Below are 21,697 nucleotides of genomic sequence, written 5' to 3' on the forward strand. Positions count from 1 at the left end.
GCCGGGCCTCAGCCCCCGGTCCGGTTCCAGCCGCGCCCGGCATCACCCATCGCCTCGTAGCCGCTGGCGGTGACGGCGACCGTGTCCTCGAGCTTGATGAAGCCGCGGCGGGGATGCAGCAGCGTCGTCTCGACCGAGAGCACCATGTCGGCCTCCAGCGGCTGCTCCGCGTCATGCGCCTGGTAGGGGATGGGGCCGGTCGCGGTCAGCCAGGGCGCCTCGTGCTGCACCAGCCCCATGCCATGGGCGAGGAATTCGATGTGCTCCGCATGCGGCGAGGCCGCCGCCGCCCGCTCGCCTGCGGCCTGAACCTCGCCGCCGGGCACCCCGGCCCGCACCTGCCGGCGCGCGGCCTGCTGGATGGCCTCGACCTCGGCCAGCAGCCCGGCCAGCTCCGCATCCGGCTCGCCGACCACGCCCATGCGGCAGAGATCGCCGATATAGCCGCGGTAGCGCCCGCCGGAATCGAGCGAGATGATGTCGCCCGGCGCGATCCGCTGGTCGGATGCGGCGCGGTTCAGCCCGGTGCCGGCGGTGATCAGGCAGTACTCGAAGGTGAGGCCGCGGCGCACCTCCTCCTGGCGGAGCCGCTCCACCAGCTCCGCCTTGGTGACGCCCGGCTCGCAGGCGGCGAAGGTGGCGAGCATGGAGGCCACCACGCGCTCCGAGGCCTCGCGCAGGAGGGCGAGCTCCGCCGGGCTCTTCCGTGCCCGCAGCCGTTCGAGCGGCTGCGCCACGTCGACCAGCGCTGCATTGGGCAGCCCGTCGCGCAGCACGGCAGCGGCGTCGGAGGGCAGGAAGGCCGGCTCCACTCCGATCCGCCGCAGCGGGATGCCGATCCGCTGGAGGTGCCGCACTGCATGGCCGACCGCATCGGTGGAGGTGCCGGAGACGGTCTCCACCACCGGCGCCCAGAACCGGCCGAGCTGCTTCTCGTGCTTCTCCAGCCGGTGGGCGATGTAGGCAGTGAGCTCCGGCTTGCCCGGCACATAGACCATCACCGGCAGGTAGCGGCTGAGGCCGATGGCGTCGCGGTGGTCGAAGAAGGGGAAGCTGTAGCCGCCCAGCATGTAGTGCGAGGCCTGGCGCGAGGTGGTGACCACCGCATCGACGTCCGCCTCGGCCAGCAGCCGGTCGAGCCGCGCCGTGTCGAAGGGCGGGCGTTGCGTGGCGGCGGGGCTTCCCTCAGGCGCTGGCGCGGCGTTCGGCATGGCTCGTCTCCTCGGTTCTTCTCGCCCGGACGACGGCCATCAAAGCATGGCCCGGTGGCGCGGTCTGCGCCGTTCCGCTGCCCGCTTGCCAACTTCCCGGGACTGGTCAGGGCGTGGCGGGCAGGGGCTGCCGCGCCGGCTCATGCGCCACCTTCCGCAGCAGCCAGGCCGCGGCCAGCAGGCCGGCGCCGAGATTGCCGATCAGCAAGCCGGCGAAGGTCCCTGCTTCCCCGCCGAGACGCCCGCCGATCCAGGCCAGCGGCACGCCGAGCACGAAGGTCCGCACCAGCGAGATGGCCACCGCGGACATCGGCCGTTCCAGCCCGTTGAAGGCGGCGCAGGCCACCGCGATGGCGCCGATCGCCCCATATCCCCAGGGCAGGATGCGCAGATAGAGCGTGGTCGACGCCGCCACCGCCGGGTCGGCCGTGAAGGCCGCCGCCACCCAGGGTGCCGCGACCACCAGCGGCAGCGCGACCGCCAGCCCATAGGCCAGGCAAAAGCTCATGGAGGCCCGCATCCCCGTCTGCAACCGGTCGAGCCGCCCCGCCCCGGCATTCTGCGCGGCGAAGGGATTGACCACGGCCGAGAGGGCGAAGAGCGCCGTCATCGCCATGCTCTCGACCCGGGAGCCGAGGCCGAACCCTGCCACCGCCGCGCTTCCCTGCACCGCCAGCATGGCGGTGAAGAGGCCGTTGGCGACCGGGATGATCGCATTCGTCCCGGCCGCCGGCAGCCCAACCCGCAGCACCCGCCGCGTGGAGGCAAGGAAGCCGTCCATCACGGCCCCGCCCGTGCCGAGCAGGCCGAACCGGCGCAGCCGCTGCAAGGAGACCAGGAGCATCGCCAGCCAGGAAAGGTCGGCCGCCACCGCCAGCCCCGGCAGGCCGAGACCCGGCACCACCCCCGGCACGCCGAAGGCCAGCGGCCAGTCGAGCAGGAAGCCGAGGATGCCCGCCCCCGCCAGGGCGGAACCGCCGAAGCGCATGTCGCCCGCCGCCCGGACGATGCCGAGCGCGACCATTCCCGTCAGCAGCGGCACCGCCCCGAGCAGCCAGCTTCGCAGGTAGGCCAGCGCCAGGAGCCGCGTCTCTCCCTCCGCCCCGAGCCAGCGGAGCAGGGCCTCCGCCCCGAACCAGCAGGGCAGGGCGAGGCCGAAGGCCACGGCGGCTGCCAGCAGCAGCGCGTGCAGCGAGAGCCGCCCGGCTTCCTCCCCCGCCCCGAGCGCCCGAGCCACCACCGCCGTCGCCCCGGCGCCGAGGCCGATGCCGAAGCTCATCACCGTCATCGCCACGGGGAGGACGAAGCCCAGCGCCGCCAGCGCATGCGGGCCAAGCAGGCCGGTCAGCCAGGCCTCGGCCAGTTGGATGCCGAACATGACGACCAGTGCCATGGCGAGCGGGGCGGTGGCGACGGCCAGGCTCCGCGCCACCGGCCCCTCGGACAAGGTCGCGCGGTTCCCCTGGCGGGTGGCCCCTGCCGGGGTGGTCTGCTGTCTCGGCATCGGCCCTCGATCGGTGTGCGGCGGCACCCTGGCACGGCCGCGCGGGGGCCGCCACGCCTTCCCAAAGCTGGCATGCCCCCCATAACAGCAGGGTCCTTATGTGAAATTCCCGATGCCAGCCGGTTCCGTCAGTTCTTCGCTCGTCTCGCTGCCGCAGGCTTTCGCCCGTCCGATCAGGCAGCGGATCGCCGCCGAGGTCGCCGCCATCTTCAACGACCGCGCCCGCGGCGAAAAGCCCGTCGTGCCGCGGCCCGACGGGCTTTTCGGCCCTCGGGCCGTCGCCTGGCGGGTTCATGGCGACGTGACCTCGATGATGGTCGGCGGCATCGCCGGCCTCATGCTGCAGATGCTCCACCCTGCCGTGCTGGCGGGCGTCTGGGACCATTCGAATTTCCGCACCGACATGCTTGGCCGCCTGCGCCGCACCGCGCGCTTCATCGCCCTCACCACCTATGGCGGGCGTGCCGAGGCCGAGGCGGTGCTCGCCCGCATCCGCAGGATTCACGAGCAGGTGCGGGGAGTCCTGCCCGATGGCCGGCCCTATGCCGCCAGTGATCCGAACCTGCTGGCCTGGGTGCACGTGACCGAGGCAACCAGCTTCCTCGCCGGCTGGATCCGTTATGTCGAGCCGCGCATGGCCGGCGCCGACCAGGACCGCTACTTCGCCGAGATGGCGCAGGTCGCCAGGGCGCTCGGTGCCGACCCCGTCCCGCGCAGCCGGGCCGAGGCGGGGCGCCTGCTCCAGGCGATGCGGCCGCAGTTGCGCTACGACGCGCGCACCGCGGAGGTCGCCCGGATCCTGTTCAATCAGAAGGCGCCGAGCCTGGCGGCCGAGCCCTTGCAGGCCCTCACCATGCAGGCCGGCATCGACCTCCTGCCGGGTTGGGCGCAACGGATGCACGGGATGGAGAGCCCATTCGGCGCCCGCCCGCTGGTCCGTGCCGGCACGCTTGGCATCGCCCGCACCCTGCGCTGGGCCTTCGAACGAAGCCCGGGCTAGGCATGGTGCTGCCCGGCGATGCCTGATTGCATCCCTGGAAAACTCCCTGTATCCCGCCCCGACCGTTCTCCGGACGGCCCGGCACAGGGGTGAGGCTCGAGGATCCCACGCATCGTCGGCCCCGCCCGGCGGCCGGCCGTAAGAAGCTGGCAGGCAAATCCGGGCACCAAATCGGCCTCCCTTTGCCGATATCGTAAGGAATAGCCGCGATCATGGACCGCATCCGCATCCGCGGCGGCCAGCCGCTCCAGGGCAGCATCCCGATCAGCGGCGCCAAGAACGCCACCCTGCCGCTGATGGCCGCCGGCCTGCTCGCCAGCGGCCCGCTGGTGCTGCGCAACGCGCCCGACCTGGCCGACATCGCGACCATGCGTGCCCTGCTGATCCAGCACGGCCTGACGGTGGAGCATGACCGCGAGGCGCGGACGCTGCGCATCGCCGGGGAGGCCGCTAGCCTCGAAGCGCCCTACGACCTGGTGCGGAAGATGCGTGCCTCGGTGCTCGTCCTCGGCCCGATCGTCGCCCGCCATGGCAAGGCCCGCGTTTCGCTGCCCGGCGGCTGCTCCATCGGCACCCGGCCGGTGGACCTGCACCTCAAGGGGCTGGAGGCGATGGGGGCCACCATCACCCTCGACGCCGGCTATATCGAGGCGGAGGCGCCGCATGGCCTCAAGGGCGCCCGCATCATCTTCCCCGTCGTCTCGGTCGGCGCCACCGAGAACCTGCTGATGGCCGCCTGCCTCGCCGATGGCGAGACGGAGCTGGTCAACGCCGCGCGCGAGCCGGAGATCGAGGACCTCGCCCGCTGCCTGGTCGCCATGGGCGCCGAGATCGAGGGCATCGGCACCGACCGGCTGCATGTGGTGGGCCGCCGCAGCCTCGGCGGCGCCGTGCATGACATCGTCCCCGACCGGATCGAGGCCGGCACCTATGCCTGCGCCGCGGCCATCACCGGCGGCTCGGTCCTGCTCGAGGGCGCGCGGGCCGAGCATCTCGGCTCGGTCGCCCGCACGCTGCGCGAGGCCGGCGTCGCGGTGGAGCCGGAGGGCGATGCGCTCCGCATCTCCCGCCTCAACGGGCTGCACGGGGTCGACGTGATGACGGAGCCCTTCCCCGGCTTCGCCACCGACATGCAGGCGCAGTTCATGGCGCTGATGGCCGTCGCCGAGGGCGCCTCGATGATCACCGAGACGATCTTCGAGAACCGCTTCATGCACGTGCCGGAGCTGAACCGCATGGGCGCCCGCATCAACGCGCACGGCGCCTCGGCCATCGTCCGCGGCGTGCCGAAGCTCTCCGGCGCGCCGGTGATGGCAACCGACCTGCGTGCCTCCGTCTCCCTCATCCTCGCCGGGCTGGCGGCGGAGGGGGAGACCATCGTCAACCGCGTCTATCACCTCGACCGCGGCTATGAGCGGGTGGAACAGAAACTCGCCGCCGTCGGGGCCGATATAGAACGGCTTCCGGGCTGAGCTGCATGGACCTTCCGATCCCCGACTCCAATAGCGCCACGGCCGCCGGCGCCGCCTCCATCATCCTCGCCGTGCCGAAGGGCCGCATCCTCGCGGAGCTCGGCCCGGTGCTGGCCCGCGCCGGCATCCAGCCTGCGGCGGACTACACGGACGAGGACAGCCGGCGCCTGCGCTTCGAGACCAGCGACCCGAGCCTCGACGTGGTGCGCGTCCGCCCCTTCGACGTCGCCACCTTCGTGGCCCATGGCGCGGCGCAGATCGGCATCTGTGGCGCCGACGTGCTGATGGAATTCGACTACCCCGAGATCTACGCCCCGCTCGACCTCGGCATCGGCCGCTGCCGCATCAGCGTGGCCGAGCCCGCCGTGACCGCCGGGCAGGACGACCCGAGCCGCTGGTCGCGCATCGCGGTGGCCAGCAAGTACCCGAATGTCGCGGGGCGCCACTATGCCGCTCGCGGCATCCAGGCCGAGGTCGTCCACCTGAACGGCGCGATGGAGCTTGCCCCCTCGCTTGGCCTCGCCCGCGTCATCGTCGACCTGGTGCAGACCGGCAGCACGCTGAAGGCGAACGGGTTGGTCGAGACGGAGGTGATCGCCCACGTCACCTCCCGCCTCATCGTCAACCGCACGGCGCTGAAGACCATGCCGGAGCGGATCGGCGCCTGGATCGCCCGCTTCCGCGCGGCGCTCGCCTGATGCTGCGGCTCGACACCAGCGCGCCGGACTTCGAGTCCGGCTTCGCCGCCCTGCTCGACATGGCCCGGGAAACCACGGCGCAGGTCGACGACGCCGTCGCCGGCATCATCGCCGAGGTCCGGGCCGGGGGCGATGCCGCCCTGCTGCGGCTGACCACCCGCTTCGATGGCTGGGCGCCGATCGATGCCGGGGCGCTGCGCGTCACCGCCGAGGAGATCGAGGCGGCGACCGCCGGCATCCCGGCGGCGCTGCTCGCCGCCCTCGACCTCGCCGCCGAGCGGATCGAGCGTTTCCACGCCGCCCAGCGCCCGGCGGACCTCGAATTGCCGGACCCCGCCGGCCTCACTCTCGGCATGCGCTGGACGCCGCTCGATGCGGTCGGCCTCTACGTCCCGGGCGGCAAGGCGGCCTACCCGTCCTCCGTGCTGATGAATGCGCTGCCGGCGCGCGTCGCCGGCGTGCCCCGCATCGCCATGGTGGTGCCAACGCCGGGCGGGCAGCTCAACCCGCTGGTGCTGGCCGCGGCGCGGCGGGCGGGCGTCAGCGAGATCTACCGCATCGGCGGCGCCCAGGCCGTCGCGGCGCTGGCCCATGGCACCGCCTCCATCACGCCTGTCGACCGCATCGTCGGGCCGGGCAATGCCTATGTCGCGGCAGCCAAGCGGCAGGTCTTCGGCCGGGTTGGCATCGATTCCATCGCCGGCCCCTCCGAGGTGGTGGTAGCCGCCGACGCCTCGAACGACCCGCGCCTGGTCGCCATCGACCTGCTGGCCCAGGCCGAGCATGACGAGAGCGCGCAGGCCATCCTCATCACCGACGACGCGGACTTCGTTGAGGCGGTCGCCGCGGCGGTCGAAGCCGAACTTGAGACGCTGCCCCGCGGCGCCATCGCCGGCGAGAGCTGGCGGCGGCATGGCGCCACCATCCTGGTGCGCAACTGGTCGGAGGCGCAGGCTGTCACCAACCGCCTCGCGCCCGAGCACCTTCAGGTGATGCTGCCTGACCCGCGCGGCTGGTTCGCCGGCATCCGTCATGCCGGCGCCGCCTTCCTCGGCCGCTGGTGCCCGGAGGCGCTCGGCGACTACGTGGCCGGCCCCAACCATGTCCTGCCGACAGGGCGGACGGCGCGCTTCGCCTCCGGCCTCTCGGTCTTCGACTTCCTGAAGCGCACCACCTGGGTGGAGGCGAGCCAGGCAGGGCTCGTAGCCATCGGCCCCGCCGCGGTGGCGCTGGCCGAGGCGGAAGGGCTGCAGGCCCATGGGCTCAGCGTTGCGCGTCGCCTGGGTTGACCCGGCCCCTGCCGACCATCATCTTGCCCGGAAGAAAATAGGTTATCGAAGTCAACCCCCCCAGCGCGTGCCCAAGGGCCTGACGCCGTCCGATCCGGACAGGGCGCGGCCCCGGCACGCCGTTTCAGCATGAAGGTTCCTGATGTCAAAAGAGGACATGATCGAGTTCAGCGGCACCGTACAGGAGCTGCTGCCGAATGCGATGTTCCGGGTGAAGCTCGACAACGAGCACATGGTCCTGGCCCATACCAGCGGGAAGATGCGCAAGAACCGCATCCGCGTCCTCGCCGGGGACCGGGTGAATGTCGAGATGACGCCCTATGACCTGACCAAGGGCCGCATCACCTTCCGCTTCAAGTAAGAGCCCTTGAGCACAGGCAAACCGCCCCTGGTGCTGGCCTCCGCCAGCCCGCGGCGGCTCGAACTGCTGGCCCGCATCGGCATCACCCCGGACCGCGTGGCGCCGACCGATATCGACGAAAACCCGCTGAAGGCGGAGCTGCCGCGTCTGCTCGCTGCTCGCCTCTCCGCCGCCAAGGCCGAGGCTGCAGGCGCGCTCGCGCCTGGGGCGCTGGTGCTGGCCGCTGATACCGTGGTCGGCGTCGGCCGCCGCATCCTCGGCAAGCCGGCGGATGCCGCCGAGGCGCGCCGCTTCCTCGCCCTGCTTTCCGGCCGCCGGCACCACGTCTACACGGGCGTCGCCCTCCGCACGCCGGACGGCAGGCTGCGCACCCGGCTGGTCGACACCATCCTCGCCTTCCAGCGCCTGACCGAGGCGCAGATCGAGGATTACGTCGCCGGCGAGGAATGGCGCGGCAAGGCGGGCGGCTACGCCATCCAGGGCCGGGCCGAGGTTTTCGTGCGGTTCCTTGCCGGCTCCCACTCCAACGTCGTCGGCTTGCCGCTGTTCGAGACGGCGCAACTGCTGCGAGGTGTCGGCTGGCTGAGCCCGTGAGGATTCTGGCCTCGGTTTCCCCTGGCGAGGTCCGGGTGGCGCTGCTGCGCGGTGACCGGTTGGAAGAGGCCTGGATTGAGCGGCCCGCCCGGCCGGATGGCGTCGGCGACCTGCACCGTGCCCGCGTCACCGCCCTGGCCCCCGCCATGGCCGGCGCCTTTCTGGTGCTGGCCGGCGGCGAAACCGGCTTCCTCCCCGAATCCGAGGCCAGCGCCACCCGCCAGCCCATCGCCCGCTCGGTACAGGAGGGGCTGGTGCTGCCCGTTCGCGTCACCCGTGCGCCGCAGGGCGGCAAGGGCGCCCGCGTCACCGCCCGCCTCACCCCGGCCGAGCAAGCCCGTGCCGCTGCCGCCCCAGTGGGCAACGCGCCCCTGCTCCTGGCCCGCGGCCCGGACGCCGCGCTGCGCCTCGCCCGCGCCCATCCCGCCGCCGAGCTCGTGACCGATGGCGCCACCCTCGCCGCCCGCCTCCGCGCCACCTACTCCCCCCGCCCGGTTTTCGACGAGGCGCTGGAGGCGGAGTTCGACGGACTTGCCGGTCCCGAGGTGCCGCTGTCCGGCGGTGGCCGCATCCTCATCCACCCGACGCCAGCGCTGACCGCCCTCGATGTCGATGCCGGCAGCGCCGCCGGTGCGCGGGACCCGGAGGCGCAGCGCCGCGTCAACGAGGCGGCCGTGGCCGAGGCTGCCCGGCAGATTCGCCTCCGCCAGCTTGCAGGCCCCATCCTGCTCGACCTCGCCGGGATGACGGCGAAACGCCGCGCTGCCCTCACCGAGCCCCTGGCTCATGCCCTGGCGCCCGACCGGCTGGCTCGGCTACTCGGCCTCGGCCCGCTCGGCCTGTTCGAGATCCTTCGCCAGCGCATCCACCCGCCGCTGCATGAGGTGCTGGCCGGGCCGCTCACGCCCGGCCTCGCCGCCTTGCGCCAGGCTGTGCGCGAGGCCGCCTCCCGCCCGGGCCGGCGCCTGGCCCTCGCCGCCGCCCCGGCCGTGCTGGCAGCCCTGGAGGCGCTCCCCGGCGCTCTCGGCGAAGCGTCCGAGGCGATCGGACAGTCCCTGCAACTCCGGCCCGACCCGGCACGTCCCTGGTCACACTGGACCATCGAGGAAGCCCCCCATGGCGGATAAGCCGCCCGCACCCCGCTGCGCCGTTTGCGGCAAGCCGGTGGAGCCGCCCGCGCCGCATCGGCCCTTCTGCTCGGCCCGCTGCCGGCAGGTCGATCTCGGCCGCTGGTTGGCTGGCGACTACGTCATCCCGGGCGAGGATCTCGAACGACAGGAAGATGACACGGAGGGCCGCTGAACGGGTGGACAGGCGCCCGGGCTTCCGCTAAATCCCCGGCCCTCTGCCACGCCCCCGATGCGGGGGCTGCTTGGGCCCAGGTAGCTCAGTTGGTAGAGCATGCGACTGAAAATCGCAGTGTCGGTGGTTCGATTCCGCCCCTGGGCACCATCCCCTCTCCTGTCGTGTTTGAGCATTCTCGGAGCTTGAAGGGCAGCGCGGCGTCAGCCGTGCGGATGTGACGACGGAGCGTGGCCTCGGCGTGTTCCGCGGTCCGCAGCGACGAGACGCCGAGCCTGCGCAGCATGGCCGGCGCGCGGATCGAGCGGCGTTTCGACCATGGGGCCGGCCAGTGCCAGGAATGGCCGTGACGGTGCCGTTGTCGGCACGGACCTCGAACTGCCGAACGGCCTGGTCGCCTATGCCAACTACGGTGCCCAGCTCCGCGACGACACCACGGCGCAGGCGATCACGGGTGGCCTTCGGTTCGCTTGGTGACAAGAGGACAGGAGGCGCAAGCGGGCCGTCGGCTTTGGCTCCGGAAGAAGCCGGAGCCTCTCCTTGGACGAAGAGCCGCGCAGGAGCCACAATGCCGGATTGAAGGCGGTGTCCGTGCATACGGCGGCGAAGAACGACCCGGCCATGAACCGTGGGCTTCGCCTTGCCGAAAGGAACCTGCCCTGTTGCGGAACTTACGCAACAGGGCAGCATCCCCTATCCCTTGTCTGGCCCCGCCCCGAAATTCAGCACCAGCTCGTGGATGCGGGCGGGGTCGGACTGTTCCATCACCCGCCGGGCGAAGCGGGCGCAATCGGCGATGTCGAGGGCGCGGATCGCCTGCTTCACACGGGGGATCGCGCTGGCGTTCATCGACAGGCAGCGGATGCCGAGGCCCAGCAGCAACGGCACCAGCCGCGGGTTGCCGGCCATCTCGCCGCAGACGGAGACGGGCATGCGAAGGCGGAGCGCCGCCTCCGTCGCGAATTGCATGAGGCGCAGCACCGCCGGGTGCAGGCTGTCGTAGAGGTGGCTGACCTCGGCCTCGGCGCGGTCCACCGCCAGGGTATACATGGCGAGGTCGTTGGTGCCGATGGCGAAGAAATCCGCCTCGAGCGCGATGGCGTCGGCGGCAAGCGCCGCGCCCGGCGTCTCGATCATCACGCCGAGTTCGGGCAGCTTGTCGGGCAGCGCGACGCCCTTGCGGCGGAGGCGGCGGGCGACGCGCTCGTAGATCTCGCGCGCGGCCTGCACCTCGGAGGGGTTGGTGACCATCGGCAGCAGGATGCGGATCTTGCCGCGCTCGGCGACGCGGAGGATGGCGGCGAATTGCGCTTCCAGCAGCTCCGGCCGCTTCAGCAACAGGCGAAGGCCGCGCAGGCCGAGCGCCGGGTTCGGCCCGGAATGGGTCGGCGCCACGCCCTCGCTGAGCGCCTGCATGTCCTTCTCACCGCCCCAGTCGAGCACGCGGATGGTGACCGGGTCGCCGCCCATCGCATCCACCACCACGGTATAGGCGGCGAGCTGGGCCTCCTCGTCGGGGAGGTCCTCGCGGTTCATGAAGAGGAATTCGGTGCGCAGCAGGCCGATGCCTTGGGCGCCGGCCTGGGCGATCAGCGGCAGCTCGGCGGGAATCTCGAGATTGGCCTGGAGCTCCACATGCTCGCCATCGGTGGTGATGGCGGGGAGGCGGCGGAGCTTCGCCAGCTTCGACCGTTCCTTGGCGAAGGCGGCCAGCGCGGCGCGGCCCTTCTCCGTCGCCTTGTCGCCAGGACGAAGGACAATGGTGCCGGCGGCACCGTCGAGCACGGCCATGTCGCCGCGCTCGGCACTCTCGCTGAGGCCGGTCGCGCCGAGGATGGCGGGAATGCCGAGCGCGCGCAGCATGATGGCGGTATGTCCGTCGGCGCCGCCCTCATCCGTTGCCACGCCGGCGATGCGGGTCGGGTCCAGCAGCGCGGCATCGGCCGGGGTCAGTTCCTCGGCGATGAGGATGGCGCCCTCGGGCACGCCCTTCAGGCTGCGGAAGGGGGTCGCGGTCAGGTTGCGCGTCAGGCGGCGGGCAATCTCGCGCACCTCGCCGGCCCGGCGCTGGAGGCCGGGCTTGTCATCATCGCGGGCGGCGAGGATCAGGGCGGCGATCGACTCCGCCTCGTCCTGCACGGCGGTTTCGGCGGCCAGCAGCTCGGTCTCGATCCGCTTGCGGGCGCCGCGCAGCAGGCGGGAGTTGCCGAGCATCAGCACATAGGCGTCGAGCAGCGGCGCCAGCTCCTCCTGCGCTTCCTCGGGCAGGACCGAGAGGCGCGTCTTCAGCTTGCCCAGCTGCTTGCGGGAGAGGCTGACGGCTTCCGCCAGGCGGGCCTTCTCGGCCTCGGCCTGGTCGGGCGTGATGGCGCGGCGCGGTGCCTCGGTCGGCACCTCGGTGGTGTCGTAGACGGTGCCGATGGCGATGCCCGGGGAGACCGGGATGCCGCGGATGGCGTGCTCGCGGCCGCGGCGGGGGCCGGGCTTGCGGAGGATGTCGGCCGGCTTCGCCTCCGACCGCTCGCCCCGCTCAGTCTTCATGGAAGCCGGCTTCGACCAGGCCGGCGACGGCGTCCAGCGCCTCCCGCGCGTCCCAGCCTTCAGCCTCGATGGTCACCTGGCTGCCCCGGCCGGCACCGAGCATCATCAGCCCCATGATCGAGCAGGCAGGCACCTTCTGCCCATCACGCGAGACGCTGAGGCAGGCGGAGTAGCGCTCGGCGAGCGTCACCAGCTTCGCCGCGGCGCGGGCATGCAGGCCGCGGCTGTTGCGGATGGTGAGACATTGGCGCAGCACCAAGTCCTCGCCACCGGACGCGCTGTGGGTGGCGGCTTCGCTGCTGGTCTGGCTCATGGCTTGTTTCCACCATTCCCGTTGGCGCTGCCATTGACCCGCGCGATCCCGTTCGGGATGTCGCCGGCGGCGGCGATGTATTTGCGGCCTGCGGCGGCGGCATGGTCCACCGCCTCGGCCAGGGGTTCCGACGAGCGGATCTTGGCGAGCTTCACCAGCAGGGGAAGGTTCACCCCGGCGATGACCTCGACATGGCTGTGATCGGCGAGCGAGACAGCGAGGTTGCAGGGGGTGCCGCCCATGATGTCGGTCAGCACCACCACGCCGTCGCCCTGCTCCACCGCCGCGATGCTCTCGCGGATATCCTGCCGGCGGCGCTCCATGTCGTCGTCGGGGCCGATGCAGACGGTCGCGACCGCACGCTGCGGCCCGACCACATGTTCCATGGCGAGGCGGAGCTCGTCGGCCAGCCGGCCATGGGTAACCAGGACCAATCCGATCATGGGGACGGTAAAAGGGCCTCCCGACCCCCTAAGCGGGCTTCAGATGCGGCGGGATTACGTGCTGCCTCATCGAGTTCTCGATGCGTCACGTCCGCGCGCCAGCCCAGTATGCGGAGATGGTCAGCCAGGCGCTCCGCGACAAGGACCGAGCGATGCCGGCCCCCGGTGCAGCCCAGCGCGACCGTGAGGTACTTCTTGCCCTCAGCCACGTAGCGCGGCAAGAGCGGATCGACAAAGCCAACGAGCCGGCTCCAGAAGCCGGCGAAGTCCGGGTCCGCCTCGACATAGGCGGCGACGGCGGCGTCCCGCCCGGTCTGCGGCTTCAGCGCCGGCACGTAATGCGGATTGCGCAGGAAGCGCACGTCGAAGACGAGGTCCGCCTCGCGCGGCAGGCCGCGGGGGAAGGCGAAAGACTGGACGTGAATGAGCAGGCCGGGCGCACCCTCGCGACGGAAGCGGCGCTCGATCGTCTGGCGCAGCGAGGGCAGGGGCAGGTCCGAGGTATCGACCACCATGTCGGCGGCATCGCGCAACGGGGCCATCAGCGCCTGCTCGCGGGCGATGCCGTCGGCGACGCGGCTGCCGAGCGAGCCGCCAGGGGCCAGCGGGTGGCGCCGCCGGGTTTCGCTGTAGCGGCGGAGCAGCACGGCATCCTCAGCCGTGGCATAGACCAGGGTGACGGCGATGTCCGGGCGCAGGCGGAGGCGGGAGAGGGTGCGGAGCACCCCCTCCGGGTCGAAGCCGCGGCTCCTGGTGTCGACGCCGGCCGCCAGCGGCTGGTCGCCGTCGCCCACCAGCTCCTCCAGCAGGTCGAGGGGCGGGTTGTCCACCGTCTCGAAGCCGAGGTCTTCCAAATGCCGGAGGATGGAAGCGCGGCCCGCGCCCGACAGTCCCGTGACGAGGACAACCGGGCGCGCGGCCATCATTTCATGCCCTTGGCGAAGGCGCCGGCCGGCTGGGCAATGCGGCCAAGGGCGGCATCCAGCGCCAGCGCTAGCTTGGCCGGAGCCGAGGCGTCGAAGGCATGGAGGCGGATGGCGGGCAGGGTCACGCCCTCGGCCGACCAGGCTTCCGGCTCCGGCAGGCGGGTGACCCCGGCACGCGGCAGCAGCCGAGCCACCAGGCGGAGCACCGGGGCAGCGGCGCGGGGGAAGGGGCCGAACAGGCCGAGGCCACGCACTTCCAGCAGCCCGGCGAGGGGCGCGGGGGCGTCCGGACGCAGCTCGCCCGCCTCCGCCCGGAGCGCGACCTGGTCATCGGCGACCAGGGACCATCCCGATTGCATCAGGCGCAGCACCAGATCGGACTTCCCTGACCCCGATGGACCGAGGAAGAGGACGGCATCCTCTCCCCGGGCGACGGAACTGGCATGGAGCAGCATCATGGCCGCCACCCAACATAACGTCCACATTGGCAGAAAGCCGAGATCGTTCCAAGGGCACCATCGGTTGCACCGTAGAGCGGGTCGTGCCACCGATAACGCATCATGAACGAGACTCCTTCCATCGACCGGGACGCGATCCGTGCGGCGGCGCGGCGCATCGCGCCATACCTGCGCCGGACGCCTGTGCTGCGGCTGGCCGGGCCTGACCTCGGCCTGCCGCATGACGTGATTCTGAAGCTGGAGCTGCAGCAGGCGAGCGGCAGCTTCAAGCCACGCGGAGCCTTCAACGCGCTGATCTCGGCCGGAGTGCCGGCGGCGGGGGTGGTGGCGGCCTCGGGCGGCAACCATGGGGCGGCCGTAGCCTATGCGGCACGGGCGCTCGGCGTTCCGGCGGAGATTTTCGTCCCCGAGATCACCGGGGCGGCGAAGCGGGCGCTGATCGAATCCTATGGCGCCCGCCTCGTGGTCGGCGGCGCGGACTATCACGCGGCCCGCCAGGCGAGCGAGGCCGGCGCGGCGGCGACGGGCGCGCTGCTCGTCCATGCCTATGACCAGCGGGAGGTGCTGGAGGGCCAGGGGACCGTCGCCCTGGAATTCGAGGAGGATGCGCCGGGGCTCAGCCATGTGCTGGTCGCCACCGGCGGCGGCGGGCTGATCGGCGGCATGGCCGGCTGGTACGGCACCGGCGGGACGCGGCTGGTCAGCGTGGAGCCGGAGGGATGCCCGACGCTGGCGACGGCGCTGCGCGAGGGACGGCCGGTGCCGGCGCCGGTTGGCGGGGTGGCGGCGGACAGCCTCGGCGCGAGGCAGGTGGGGGCGCTGATGTTCCCGCTGGCGCAGCGTGCAGCAGTGGCGGCGGTGCTGGTGCCGGATGGCGCGATTCGCCAGGCGCAGCGCCTGCTGTGGGAGGCGGCACGGGTGGTGGCGGAGCCGGGCGGGGCGACGGCGCTGGCCGCGCTGCTCAGCGGGGCCTGGGTGGCGCCGGCGGGAGCACGCGTCGGCGTCCTGGTCTGCGGCGGGAATTGCGAGCCGGGAAGCGTGCTCGCCTAGCTGCCGTTGCCGGGGCGGTCGTCCTCCGGAGCTGGGTTGGCCGGCTGTATTGGCGAGGCCGCCCCAGGCACCCTGGAGGCCCCGGCCGAGGGTCAGTCGGTTGCTGCGGTCGCCGCGGCCATGGGGAGGAATAAGCAATGAAGGCATTCATCGGGACGGCGCTGCTGGGCGCCGCCCTGCTGGCCGGACCGGCCATGGCGCAACCCGCCGACCGGCCCCTTCGCATCGTCGCAGGCTATGCCCCGGGAGGAACCTCCGACATCGTGGCCCGCCTTGTCGCGGAGAATGTGTCAGCCAGGCTGGGCCAGCCGGTGGTGGTCGAGAACCGGACCGGCGCCAATGGCTTCATCGCTGCGGAGACGGTGGCGCGTGGCCCGGCCGACGGCTCGGCCGTGCTGCAATGCCCGATGGGCAACATGACCATCAGCCCGGAAATCCCCGGCATGCACCTCCCGGTCGATGTCGCGCGGGACCTCGTGCCGGTCGCCAATGTCGCCCGCTCGAGCTATGCCGTGGTGGTTGGCGCACGAAGCCCGTATCGCAGCATGGCGGATGTCCTGGCGGCGGCGCGAGCCAGGCCGGGGGCGCTGACCTATGGCAGTGCCGGCATCGGCACGGCCCAGCACCTTTCGGCCGAACGGCTGAAGCGCATGGCGGGGGTCGACCTGCTACACGTGTCCTACCGTGGCGCGGCGCCGGCCGCGCTCGATGTGATCGCCGGCCGGACCGACCTGCTGATCACCAACCTGGGCGATGTCATCCGCCAGATCCAGGGCGACGAGCTGCGGCTGCTGGCCCTGGCCGATGCCGAGGGATGGCCCGACTTCCCGGATGCGCCCCGCCTGCCGCAGCTGGTGCCCGGGCTGGAGGTCGCGGGTTGGTTCGGCATCTGCGGGCCGCGCGGCATGCCGGAGGCGGCGATCGGCAAATGGGCCGAGGCGATCCGCCAGGCCCTCGAGGATCCGGCACTGCGCCGGCGCCTGCTCGACAATGGCCTCACCCCGCATTTCGAGGATGCCGCCTCCTTCTCCCGGACCATCGCGCGCGACCGGCAAGCCTGGGGCGAGGCGGTGCGGGCCGCGAATGTGCGGGCTGAGTAGGGCCGGGACGGCGCTCCGTCACCGCCGGGGCCGGAAGTCCGGGTGGACTTGCGTGCCGGGGCAACCCCGTCGCCGCGCCTCGCGTTCGCCCCGGCAAGAGCGAGGAGGCAGGCATGCGGATGAGGATCTTGCTGGTGGCGGCGATGCTGGCCGGGACGGCGCCCGGCGCCTGGGCGCAGCCCGCGGGCCAGACCGCGGCGCCCGGAGCGGCGGCGGCGCCGGACCTTCCCTCCTATGCGCGCGTCCTCGAGGATGCCGAGACCAAGCTGCGGCAGGCGGAGCAGGCGGCGTCCCGGGCGCCGGCCCAGCACCAGGGCGGCGCCATCTCAGGGTCCCGGATCGAGCTGATGCAGGTGATGCGGTCGGCGCAGGACAGCGTGCAGCGCGTGCCGACGAGCTTCGCCGGGAACGAGGCCTACCGGAACGCCGACCGCGAGCTGCGGGAAGCGCTCTCCAGCATCGTCACCGCGCAGCGTGGGGGCGGCGAGGGCAGCATGCAGGCGGCGGAAAAGGCGGTGCAGATCATCGCCGGGCTGCGGCAGCAGGTGATGCAGGCGGCAGGCGGCACCGGCGCCTCGGCGCCGGCGCAACCTGCCTCGGGCAGCGGCCGCTAGTGTAGCGCCAGCCAGGCAAGCATCAGCGTGCCGATGGCAATGCGGTACCAGCCGAAGGGCGTGAAGCCGATGCGGCCGATGACGGCGAGCACCCAGCGCACCGTCAGCAGCGCCACGACGAAGGCCGTCACGAAGCCGATGCCGACTTGGCCGAGTCCATCGGCCGAGATCTCGTGGCGGACTTTCAGCAGGCTGTAGGCGCTGGCCGCCAGCATGGTCGGGATGGCGAGGACGAAGCTGAACTCCGCCGCCACCTTGCGGTCGACGCCCAGCAGCAGCGCGGTGATGATGGTGGCCCCCGATCGGGAGGTGCCGGGGATCATCGCCAGCGCCTGGCCGAAGCCCACCAGCAGGGCGGAAACGGGACCGATCTCCGGCACGGAATGGATGCTGGGCGTGGGCCGGGCACGCTCGATCAGGATGATGGCGATGCCGCCGACGATCAGCGCAACGGAGACGACCCACGGGTTGAACAGGCTCTCGGTGATCGTCTTGTGCAGCGTCGCGCCGATGATGGCGGCGGGGACGAAGGCAAGGATCAGGTTGACCGCATAGTAGCGCTCACGCCCCGGGCGCCAGAAGCCCGAGACGAGGCGCAGCAGCAGGTCGCGGTAGATCCAGATCACCGCGCAGATGGCGCCGAGCTGGATGCCGACCTCGAAGACCTTGCCGGGCGGGCCCTCGAAGCCGATCAGCGAGCCGAGCAGGATCAGGTGGCCGGTGGAGGAGATGGGCAGGAATTCAGTCAGCCCCTCCAGCACGCCCATGGCGAGGGCGGAGAGGATCGCGGCAAGGTCCATGGGCGGGTGGCGCTCCGGGCAGGTTGCGGCGGCTATACCGGGGGCGGAGGGAGCGCGATAGTTGGGGCGGGTGCGTGCTCGCCGGAGGTTGAGGCATGGAGGGAGCGGAACTGCCGAGGGAAGTGATCTACCTGCCCTTCGAGGACGGGCCCTTCCGCATGGCGATGGGGCTGGTCGCCTGCTCAGAGGCCGAGTGGATCGAGATCGACGAGCGCTACCCGGCCGAGATGGCGGAGCGGCGCGAGTTGCTGGCGACGCGGCGGGCGGATGTCTTTGCCGCCTGTGCCGGCTCCGAAGAAGCACGGGCTGAGGTGCTGGCGCTGCTCGCCGCGCATCTGCCGGCGCGCTTCCCGGACTGGTTCCAGCGTGACGGCCACCGGCTGCGGAACCAGCTGACCGGGGAGGACTGGGACCTCAAGGCTCCGGGGCTCGACCCGCTGGAGCTGGCGGCGCGGCTGGTGCAGGAGGATCTCTGCATCATCCGTCCCGCAGAGGGCGGGCCGGTGCTGGAGGCGGGGCTGCTCTGCGCGCCGACGCGCTGGCGCATCACCGAGAAGGTCGGCCGGCCGCTGATGGCGGTGCATGCCGCCGTGCCCTTTTATGGCGAGCGGCTGGGGGCGCCGGTGGATCGGTTCATGGAACAGATCAAGCCGGGACGCGTTGCCATGCGCGTTAACTGGTCGGTGGTGGACAGCCCGGCGCTGTTCCAGCTCGAAGGCAAGCACCGGGGCGAGCGGGACCCGAGCTTCACTGCGGAAAATGCCGGGGAGCGGCTGCACCTGCGGACGGAGCGGCAGACCTTCCGGCGGCTGCCGGAGAGTGGGGCAGTGCTTTTCACCATCCGCGTCCATAGCTATCCGCTGACGCGGGTGGCGGCGCTGCCGGGCGTCGCCAAGCGGCTGGCCGGAGCGGTGCGAGCGCTGCCGGAGGAAATGGGGCGGTACAAAAGCCTGCCCGTGTACCGCGAGGCGTTGCTGGCTTGGCTGGATGCGGCTTAGGCCTCCAGCCCCCGGCAGAATTCGGCGAAGCCGGCGGCATCGGCGAAGGCTTTCTGCGTGCCGGGGCGGGTGATGGAATCGGCGGCGTAGCGGGCGCCCTGGCGCATCGCCGCCTCGATGTCGCGGCTGGTGGCATAGGCCTGGGCGAAGGCGCCGATGAAGGCGTCGCCGGCGCCGGTGGTGTCGAGCGGCGTCACCGGCGTGGCGGGCACATGCACCGTGCCCTCGCGGCGGACCAGCAGCGCGCCGTCGCCGCCGAGGGTGACGATCACCGCCTTCAGCCCGCGCTCGACGAGGCCACGCGCGGCGGCCTCGGCCTCGGCGCGGGCGCCGGTCGGCTGGCCGGTGAGGATGGCGAGCTCGGTCTGGTTGGGGACAAGGAAAGTGGCGGGGAGGATGCGATCGAGGGCGAGGCCGGGCGTCGCGGGGGCGGGGTTGAGCAGCACCTCGATGCCCTCGCGCGCGGCCCAGTCGATGGTGTGGTAGATCGTCTCCAGTGGAATCTCGAGCTGGAGCAGGATCAGGCCGCAGCGGCGGAGGTCCTCGGCGGCGGCATCGACATCGGCGGGGAGCAGGTGGTCGTTGGCGCCCTTGACGATGAGGATGCGGTTCTCGCCCGAGGGATCGACGAAGATCGGCGCGACGCCGCTCGGCGTGCCTGGCACGGCGCGGACATGGCGGGTGTCGATGCCGAGGGCCTCGAAATTGCGGATGGTGTTGCCGCCGAAGAGGTCGTCGCCGACGCGGCTGACCAGCAGCACATCGGCACCGAGCTTGGCCGCGGCGACGGCTTGGTTGGCGCCCTTGCCGCCATGGCCCATGGCGAAGGACTGCGCTTCCAGCGTCTCGCCGGCTGCCGGCATCCGCGCCGTGTAGGTCACCAAGTCGACCATGTTGCTGCCGACCACGCCGATGCGGGTGTTCATGGCCGTGGGTCCTGCGAAAGGGATGCGATGAGGCTGTCCATCCGCGCCGTCGCGGCGCGGTCGAGATAGCCGGTGCGGACGGCGAAGCGCGCTTCCTCGCCTGGGGCCAGCAGGCGGACATGGCCCTTGCGCTTCTCGGCCGCGTAGCCCTCGGGCTGGCAGGTGGAGGGGAGGGCGAAGGCGGCGACCTTCTGGTCGGGGTCGTTCAGAATCCAGCGGACGGTCTGGGGGAAGGCGGCGGGCGCGTAGGACATGCCGAAGCCGTCGCCCTCCGGCCGGGCCAGCATCAGATGCGTCTCGCCGCGGGCGTCGGTGCCGAGGCCGTGCAGGTAGAAGACCTGCTCCGGGTCGTAGAGCGCGGGCTCGGCGAGCGTCGCCATGCGGGAGGGGTCGGCAGCGAGGGACTCGATCAGGGCGAGGTAGGCGGGGTTGGGCGTCACATGGGCGGGGACGGCGCGGCGCACCGCCGTGCGCTCTGGCGTGAACGGGGCAGGCTGCACGCAGCGGCCGCCGGGGGTGAAGGCGAAGTTGATGTGCGCCATGTACATCAGCTCCATCGGCTTGCCGGAGAGGTTGCGCACGGCGAGGCCGATCTCGAACAGCGTCGCGCCGGGGCGGAGCGTGACCGAGGGCTGGGCGAGGTAGTGCGGGCCGAAGCCCATCACGTGGTCACGGAGGCTGACGACGCGGAGGACGGGTTCGCCTTCCTCCTCGCCGAGTTCGAGCCAGGCGCGGTCCATGGGGGCGCAGGGGAATTCGCCGTGCGGGGCGTGGTCGTCCTCGGGGCCGGGGACGCCGTTGCGCAGGAGGCCGCTGTGGAAGGCTAAGCAGCCATAGGTCTCGGCGATGGTGCGCGCCGGGCGCGGGGCGTCGAAGCCGCTCTGCATCGCGAGTTGCACGCCGTCGAAGCGGGCGGACCAGATCATGCCGCCCATCCAGGGCAGCACCACCACCTCGCCCCGCGCGTTGCGCAGGCGGAGCGCCGCGATGCCGGTGTGGAAGCGGAACAGGCTCGCCGAGAATTCGCCGGCGGTGAGGATGCGGCGTTCCGCCTCGCCGGCCAGGGGCTCGTGCAGGGGGATGGTCGCGGTCATGTCAGCGGGTCCGGTTGCGCCAGGCGGCGAGCGCGATGGAGAGCAGCAGGAAGCCGCCCCAGATCAGATCCACCAGGAAATTGCTGAAGCGCATGATCTGCAAGCCGGAGGAGAGCAGCATCAGCGCCGCCAGCGCCAGCACGATGCCCGGCACGCTGGCGCGGCCGCCGGCCGGGTTGGTGCCAGCGAGCACGGCGATCAGCACGGCCTGGAGCAGGTAGGAGACGCCGTAGTCGGACTTCGCCGCATTGGTCCGGCCGGAGAGCAGGATGCCGGCGATGCTCGCCAGCCCGCCGGTCAGCACGTAGGAGAGGAAGACCGTCCGCCCCGTGCGCAGCCCGGCGAAGGCGGCGGCGCGGGCATTGGTGCCGATCAGCGCGAGGTTGATGCCGAAGGCGGTGCGCGCCAGCATGAACCAGACCAGCGCCGCCACCACGAGGAAGACGATCAGCGGCACGGCGATGCCGAAGGCGGTGCCGTTGCCGATCAGCCCCCAGAGCTTCGGGAAGCCGACCACCGCCGGGCCGCCGGTCAGCACCAGGCAGATGCCGGTGAAGACCTGGCCGGTGCCGATGGTGGCGAGGATCGGCGTGACGCGCAGCCGGGTGATGAGGAGGCCGTTCACTGCGCCTGCCAGCAGGCCGGTGCCGAGGGCGAGGGCGATGCCGGCGGCGACCAGCGGCCAGCCGAGATTGGCGAGCTCCGGGCCGCGCGGGGCGCCGACGGCGTGGAAGAAGAGCCCCGCGAGGATGCAGGAGAGGTTGGCGATGCCGATGACCGAGAGGTCGATGCCCCCCGTCAGCATCGCCACCATCATGGCGATCGCCAGCAGGCCGAGTTCCGGCGCGACGAAGGTGATCGATTCGAAGACATAGGGGCGGAGGAAGCGCTCCGGGTTCAGCGCCGCCATTCCGGCGAAGATCAGCAGCGTCAGCAGGGCGAGTTGCAGCAGGTTGGTGTCGAGGCGGCGGAGGCGCTGGGCGATGGCGGTCATAAGTCGTCC

Annotated in this window: 24 protein-coding genes and 1 tRNA gene; 14 read left to right on the forward strand and 11 right to left on the reverse strand. The window is 72.0% G+C overall.

Going from position 1 to position 21,697, the window contains the following annotated elements; genetic code table 11:
• Positions 1-8: 8 nt before the first annotated feature.
• Positions 9-1,211 (reverse strand): Xaa-Pro peptidase family protein, encoded by a 1,203-nt coding sequence (locus tag LH62_RS08600; RefSeq protein WP_052213990.1) that lies wholly within the window; start codon positions 1,209-1,211, stop codon positions 9-11.
• 106 nt (positions 1,212-1,317) lie between these two features.
• Positions 1,318-2,658 carry an MATE family efflux transporter gene (locus LH62_RS08605; RefSeq protein ID WP_052213992.1) on the reverse strand — a complete coding sequence of 447 codons (1,341 nt, stop codon included), beginning with the start codon at positions 2,656-2,658 and terminating at the stop codon, positions 1,318-1,320.
• 169 nt (positions 2,659-2,827) lie between these two features.
• Here LH62_RS08605 and LH62_RS08610 point away from each other — a divergent pair, with 169 nt between their 5' ends.
• From LH62_RS08610 to LH62_RS31080, 10 genes are all read left to right on the forward strand, one after another.
• A complete protein-coding gene (locus tag LH62_RS08610; RefSeq protein WP_043360613.1) occupies positions 2,828-3,715 on the forward strand; it encodes an oxygenase MpaB family protein in 888 nt (295 codons plus the stop codon).
• A 212-nt stretch (positions 3,716-3,927) separates the two neighbouring features.
• On the forward strand, positions 3,928-5,187 hold the full coding sequence (gene murA, locus LH62_RS08615; protein ID WP_043360614.1) for a UDP-N-acetylglucosamine 1-carboxyvinyltransferase: 1,260 nt from the start codon (positions 3,928-3,930) through the stop codon (positions 5,185-5,187).
• Positions 5,188-5,192: 5 nt separating this feature from the next.
• On the forward strand, positions 5,193-5,885 hold the full coding sequence (gene hisG / locus LH62_RS08620) for an ATP phosphoribosyltransferase (protein WP_043360616.1): 693 nt from the start codon (positions 5,193-5,195) through the stop codon (positions 5,883-5,885).
• Complete coding sequence (gene hisD / locus LH62_RS08625) at positions 5,885-7,174, forward strand: histidinol dehydrogenase (protein WP_043360617.1); 1,290 nt, start codon at positions 5,885-5,887, stop codon at positions 7,172-7,174. The genes hisG and hisD overlap by 1 nt, the downstream gene beginning before the upstream one ends.
• Before the next feature lie 142 nt (positions 7,175-7,316).
• A complete protein-coding gene (infA, locus tag LH62_RS08630; RefSeq protein WP_043336856.1) occupies positions 7,317-7,535 on the forward strand; it encodes a translation initiation factor IF-1 in 219 nt (72 codons plus the stop codon).
• Between the two features lie 6 nt (positions 7,536-7,541).
• On the forward strand, positions 7,542-8,129 hold the full coding sequence (locus LH62_RS08635) for a nucleoside triphosphate pyrophosphatase (RefSeq protein WP_043360618.1): 588 nt from the start codon (positions 7,542-7,544) through the stop codon (positions 8,127-8,129).
• The gene (locus LH62_RS08640; protein ID WP_236552510.1) at positions 8,126-9,256 is read left to right on the forward strand and encodes a ribonuclease E/G; all 1,131 of its coding nucleotides are present in this window, start codon (positions 8,126-8,128) and stop codon (positions 9,254-9,256) included. Before LH62_RS08635 ends, LH62_RS08640 begins: the two co-directional genes overlap by 4 nt.
• Positions 9,246-9,431, forward strand: coding sequence for a DNA gyrase inhibitor YacG (locus LH62_RS08645; protein WP_043360620.1), 186 nt, complete (start codon positions 9,246-9,248; stop codon positions 9,429-9,431). The genes LH62_RS08640 and LH62_RS08645 overlap by 11 nt, the downstream gene beginning before the upstream one ends.
• A 74-nt stretch (positions 9,432-9,505) precedes the next feature.
• Positions 9,506-9,581 (forward strand) — tRNA-Phe (locus LH62_RS08650).
• Positions 9,582-9,749: 168 nt separating this feature from the next.
• Positions 9,750-9,908, forward strand: coding sequence for a hypothetical protein (locus LH62_RS31080; protein WP_160299806.1), 159 nt, complete (start codon positions 9,750-9,752; stop codon positions 9,906-9,908).
• Positions 9,909-10,124: 216 nt separating this feature from the next.
• Here LH62_RS31080 and ptsP read toward each other — a convergent pair whose 3' ends face one another.
• Genes ptsP through LH62_RS08675 form a run of 5 tightly spaced genes read right to left on the reverse strand, consistent with a single transcriptional unit; the run spans position 10,125 to position 14,112 of the window.
• Positions 10,125-11,972: a phosphoenolpyruvate--protein phosphotransferase gene (gene ptsP, locus LH62_RS08655; protein ID WP_043360622.1), complete on the reverse strand. Its 1,848-nt coding sequence runs from the start codon at positions 11,970-11,972 to the stop codon at positions 10,125-10,127.
• Complete coding sequence (locus LH62_RS08660) at positions 11,962-12,285, reverse strand: HPr family phosphocarrier protein (RefSeq protein WP_043360623.1); 324 nt, start codon at positions 12,283-12,285, stop codon at positions 11,962-11,964. The genes ptsP and LH62_RS08660 overlap by 11 nt, the downstream gene beginning before the upstream one ends.
• Positions 12,282-12,728: a PTS sugar transporter subunit IIA gene (locus tag LH62_RS08665; protein WP_052213994.1), complete on the reverse strand. Its 447-nt coding sequence runs from the start codon at positions 12,726-12,728 to the stop codon at positions 12,282-12,284. The genes LH62_RS08660 and LH62_RS08665 overlap by 4 nt, the downstream gene beginning before the upstream one ends.
• Positions 12,725-13,654 (reverse strand): RNase adapter RapZ, encoded by a 930-nt coding sequence (gene rapZ, locus LH62_RS08670; protein WP_082012432.1) that lies wholly within the window; start codon positions 13,652-13,654, stop codon positions 12,725-12,727. The genes LH62_RS08665 and rapZ overlap by 4 nt, the downstream gene beginning before the upstream one ends.
• Complete coding sequence (locus LH62_RS08675) at positions 13,651-14,112, reverse strand: HPr kinase/phosphorylase (RefSeq protein WP_043365416.1); 462 nt, start codon at positions 14,110-14,112, stop codon at positions 13,651-13,653. The genes rapZ and LH62_RS08675 overlap by 4 nt, the downstream gene beginning before the upstream one ends.
• A 102-nt stretch (positions 14,113-14,214) precedes the next feature.
• Between LH62_RS08675 and LH62_RS08680 the strand changes: the two genes are divergently transcribed.
• From LH62_RS08680 to LH62_RS08690, 3 genes are all read left to right on the forward strand, one after another.
• Positions 14,215-15,162 carry a serine/threonine dehydratase gene (locus tag LH62_RS08680; RefSeq protein ID WP_052213996.1) on the forward strand — a complete coding sequence of 316 codons (948 nt, stop codon included), beginning with the start codon at positions 14,215-14,217 and terminating at the stop codon, positions 15,160-15,162.
• Positions 15,163-15,299: 137 nt separating this feature from the next.
• The gene (locus LH62_RS08685) at positions 15,300-16,262 is read left to right on the forward strand and encodes a tripartite tricarboxylate transporter substrate binding protein (RefSeq protein ID WP_043360627.1); all 963 of its coding nucleotides are present in this window, start codon (positions 15,300-15,302) and stop codon (positions 16,260-16,262) included.
• Between the two features lie 113 nt (positions 16,263-16,375).
• Positions 16,376-16,876: a hypothetical protein gene (locus LH62_RS08690; RefSeq protein ID WP_043360628.1), complete on the forward strand. Its 501-nt coding sequence runs from the start codon at positions 16,376-16,378 to the stop codon at positions 16,874-16,876.
• Here the strand turns inward: LH62_RS08690 and LH62_RS08695 are convergent.
• Positions 16,873-17,676 carry an undecaprenyl-diphosphate phosphatase gene (locus LH62_RS08695; RefSeq protein ID WP_043360629.1) on the reverse strand — a complete coding sequence of 268 codons (804 nt, stop codon included), beginning with the start codon at positions 17,674-17,676 and terminating at the stop codon, positions 16,873-16,875. The genes LH62_RS08690 and LH62_RS08695 overlap by 4 nt on opposite strands.
• Before the next feature lie 95 nt (positions 17,677-17,771).
• Here LH62_RS08695 and LH62_RS08700 point away from each other — a divergent pair, with 95 nt between their 5' ends.
• Positions 17,772-18,674, forward strand: coding sequence for a DUF3445 domain-containing protein (locus tag LH62_RS08700; RefSeq protein ID WP_043360631.1), 903 nt, complete (start codon positions 17,772-17,774; stop codon positions 18,672-18,674).
• Here the strand turns inward: LH62_RS08700 and rbsK are convergent.
• The 3 genes from rbsK to LH62_RS08715 are packed head-to-tail and all read right to left on the reverse strand — an operon-like array spanning position 18,671 to position 21,688.
• Complete coding sequence (gene rbsK, locus LH62_RS08705) at positions 18,671-19,600, reverse strand: ribokinase (protein WP_043360632.1); 930 nt, start codon at positions 19,598-19,600, stop codon at positions 18,671-18,673. The two genes, LH62_RS08700 and rbsK, sit on opposite strands and share 4 nt — an antisense overlap.
• Positions 19,597-20,694, reverse strand: coding sequence for an aldose 1-epimerase family protein (locus tag LH62_RS08710; protein WP_043360634.1), 1,098 nt, complete (start codon positions 20,692-20,694; stop codon positions 19,597-19,599). Before LH62_RS08710 ends, rbsK begins: the two co-directional genes overlap by 4 nt.
• Before the next feature lies 1 nt (position 20,695).
• The gene (locus LH62_RS08715) at positions 20,696-21,688 is read right to left on the reverse strand and encodes an ABC transporter permease (protein ID WP_043360635.1); all 993 of its coding nucleotides are present in this window, start codon (positions 21,686-21,688) and stop codon (positions 20,696-20,698) included.
• Positions 21,689-21,697: the final 9 nt, after the last annotated feature.

Origin of the sequence: Belnapia sp. F-4-1 (assembly GCF_000802185.1) — a bacterium.
GTDB lineage: Bacteria > Pseudomonadota > Alphaproteobacteria > Acetobacterales > Acetobacteraceae > Belnapia.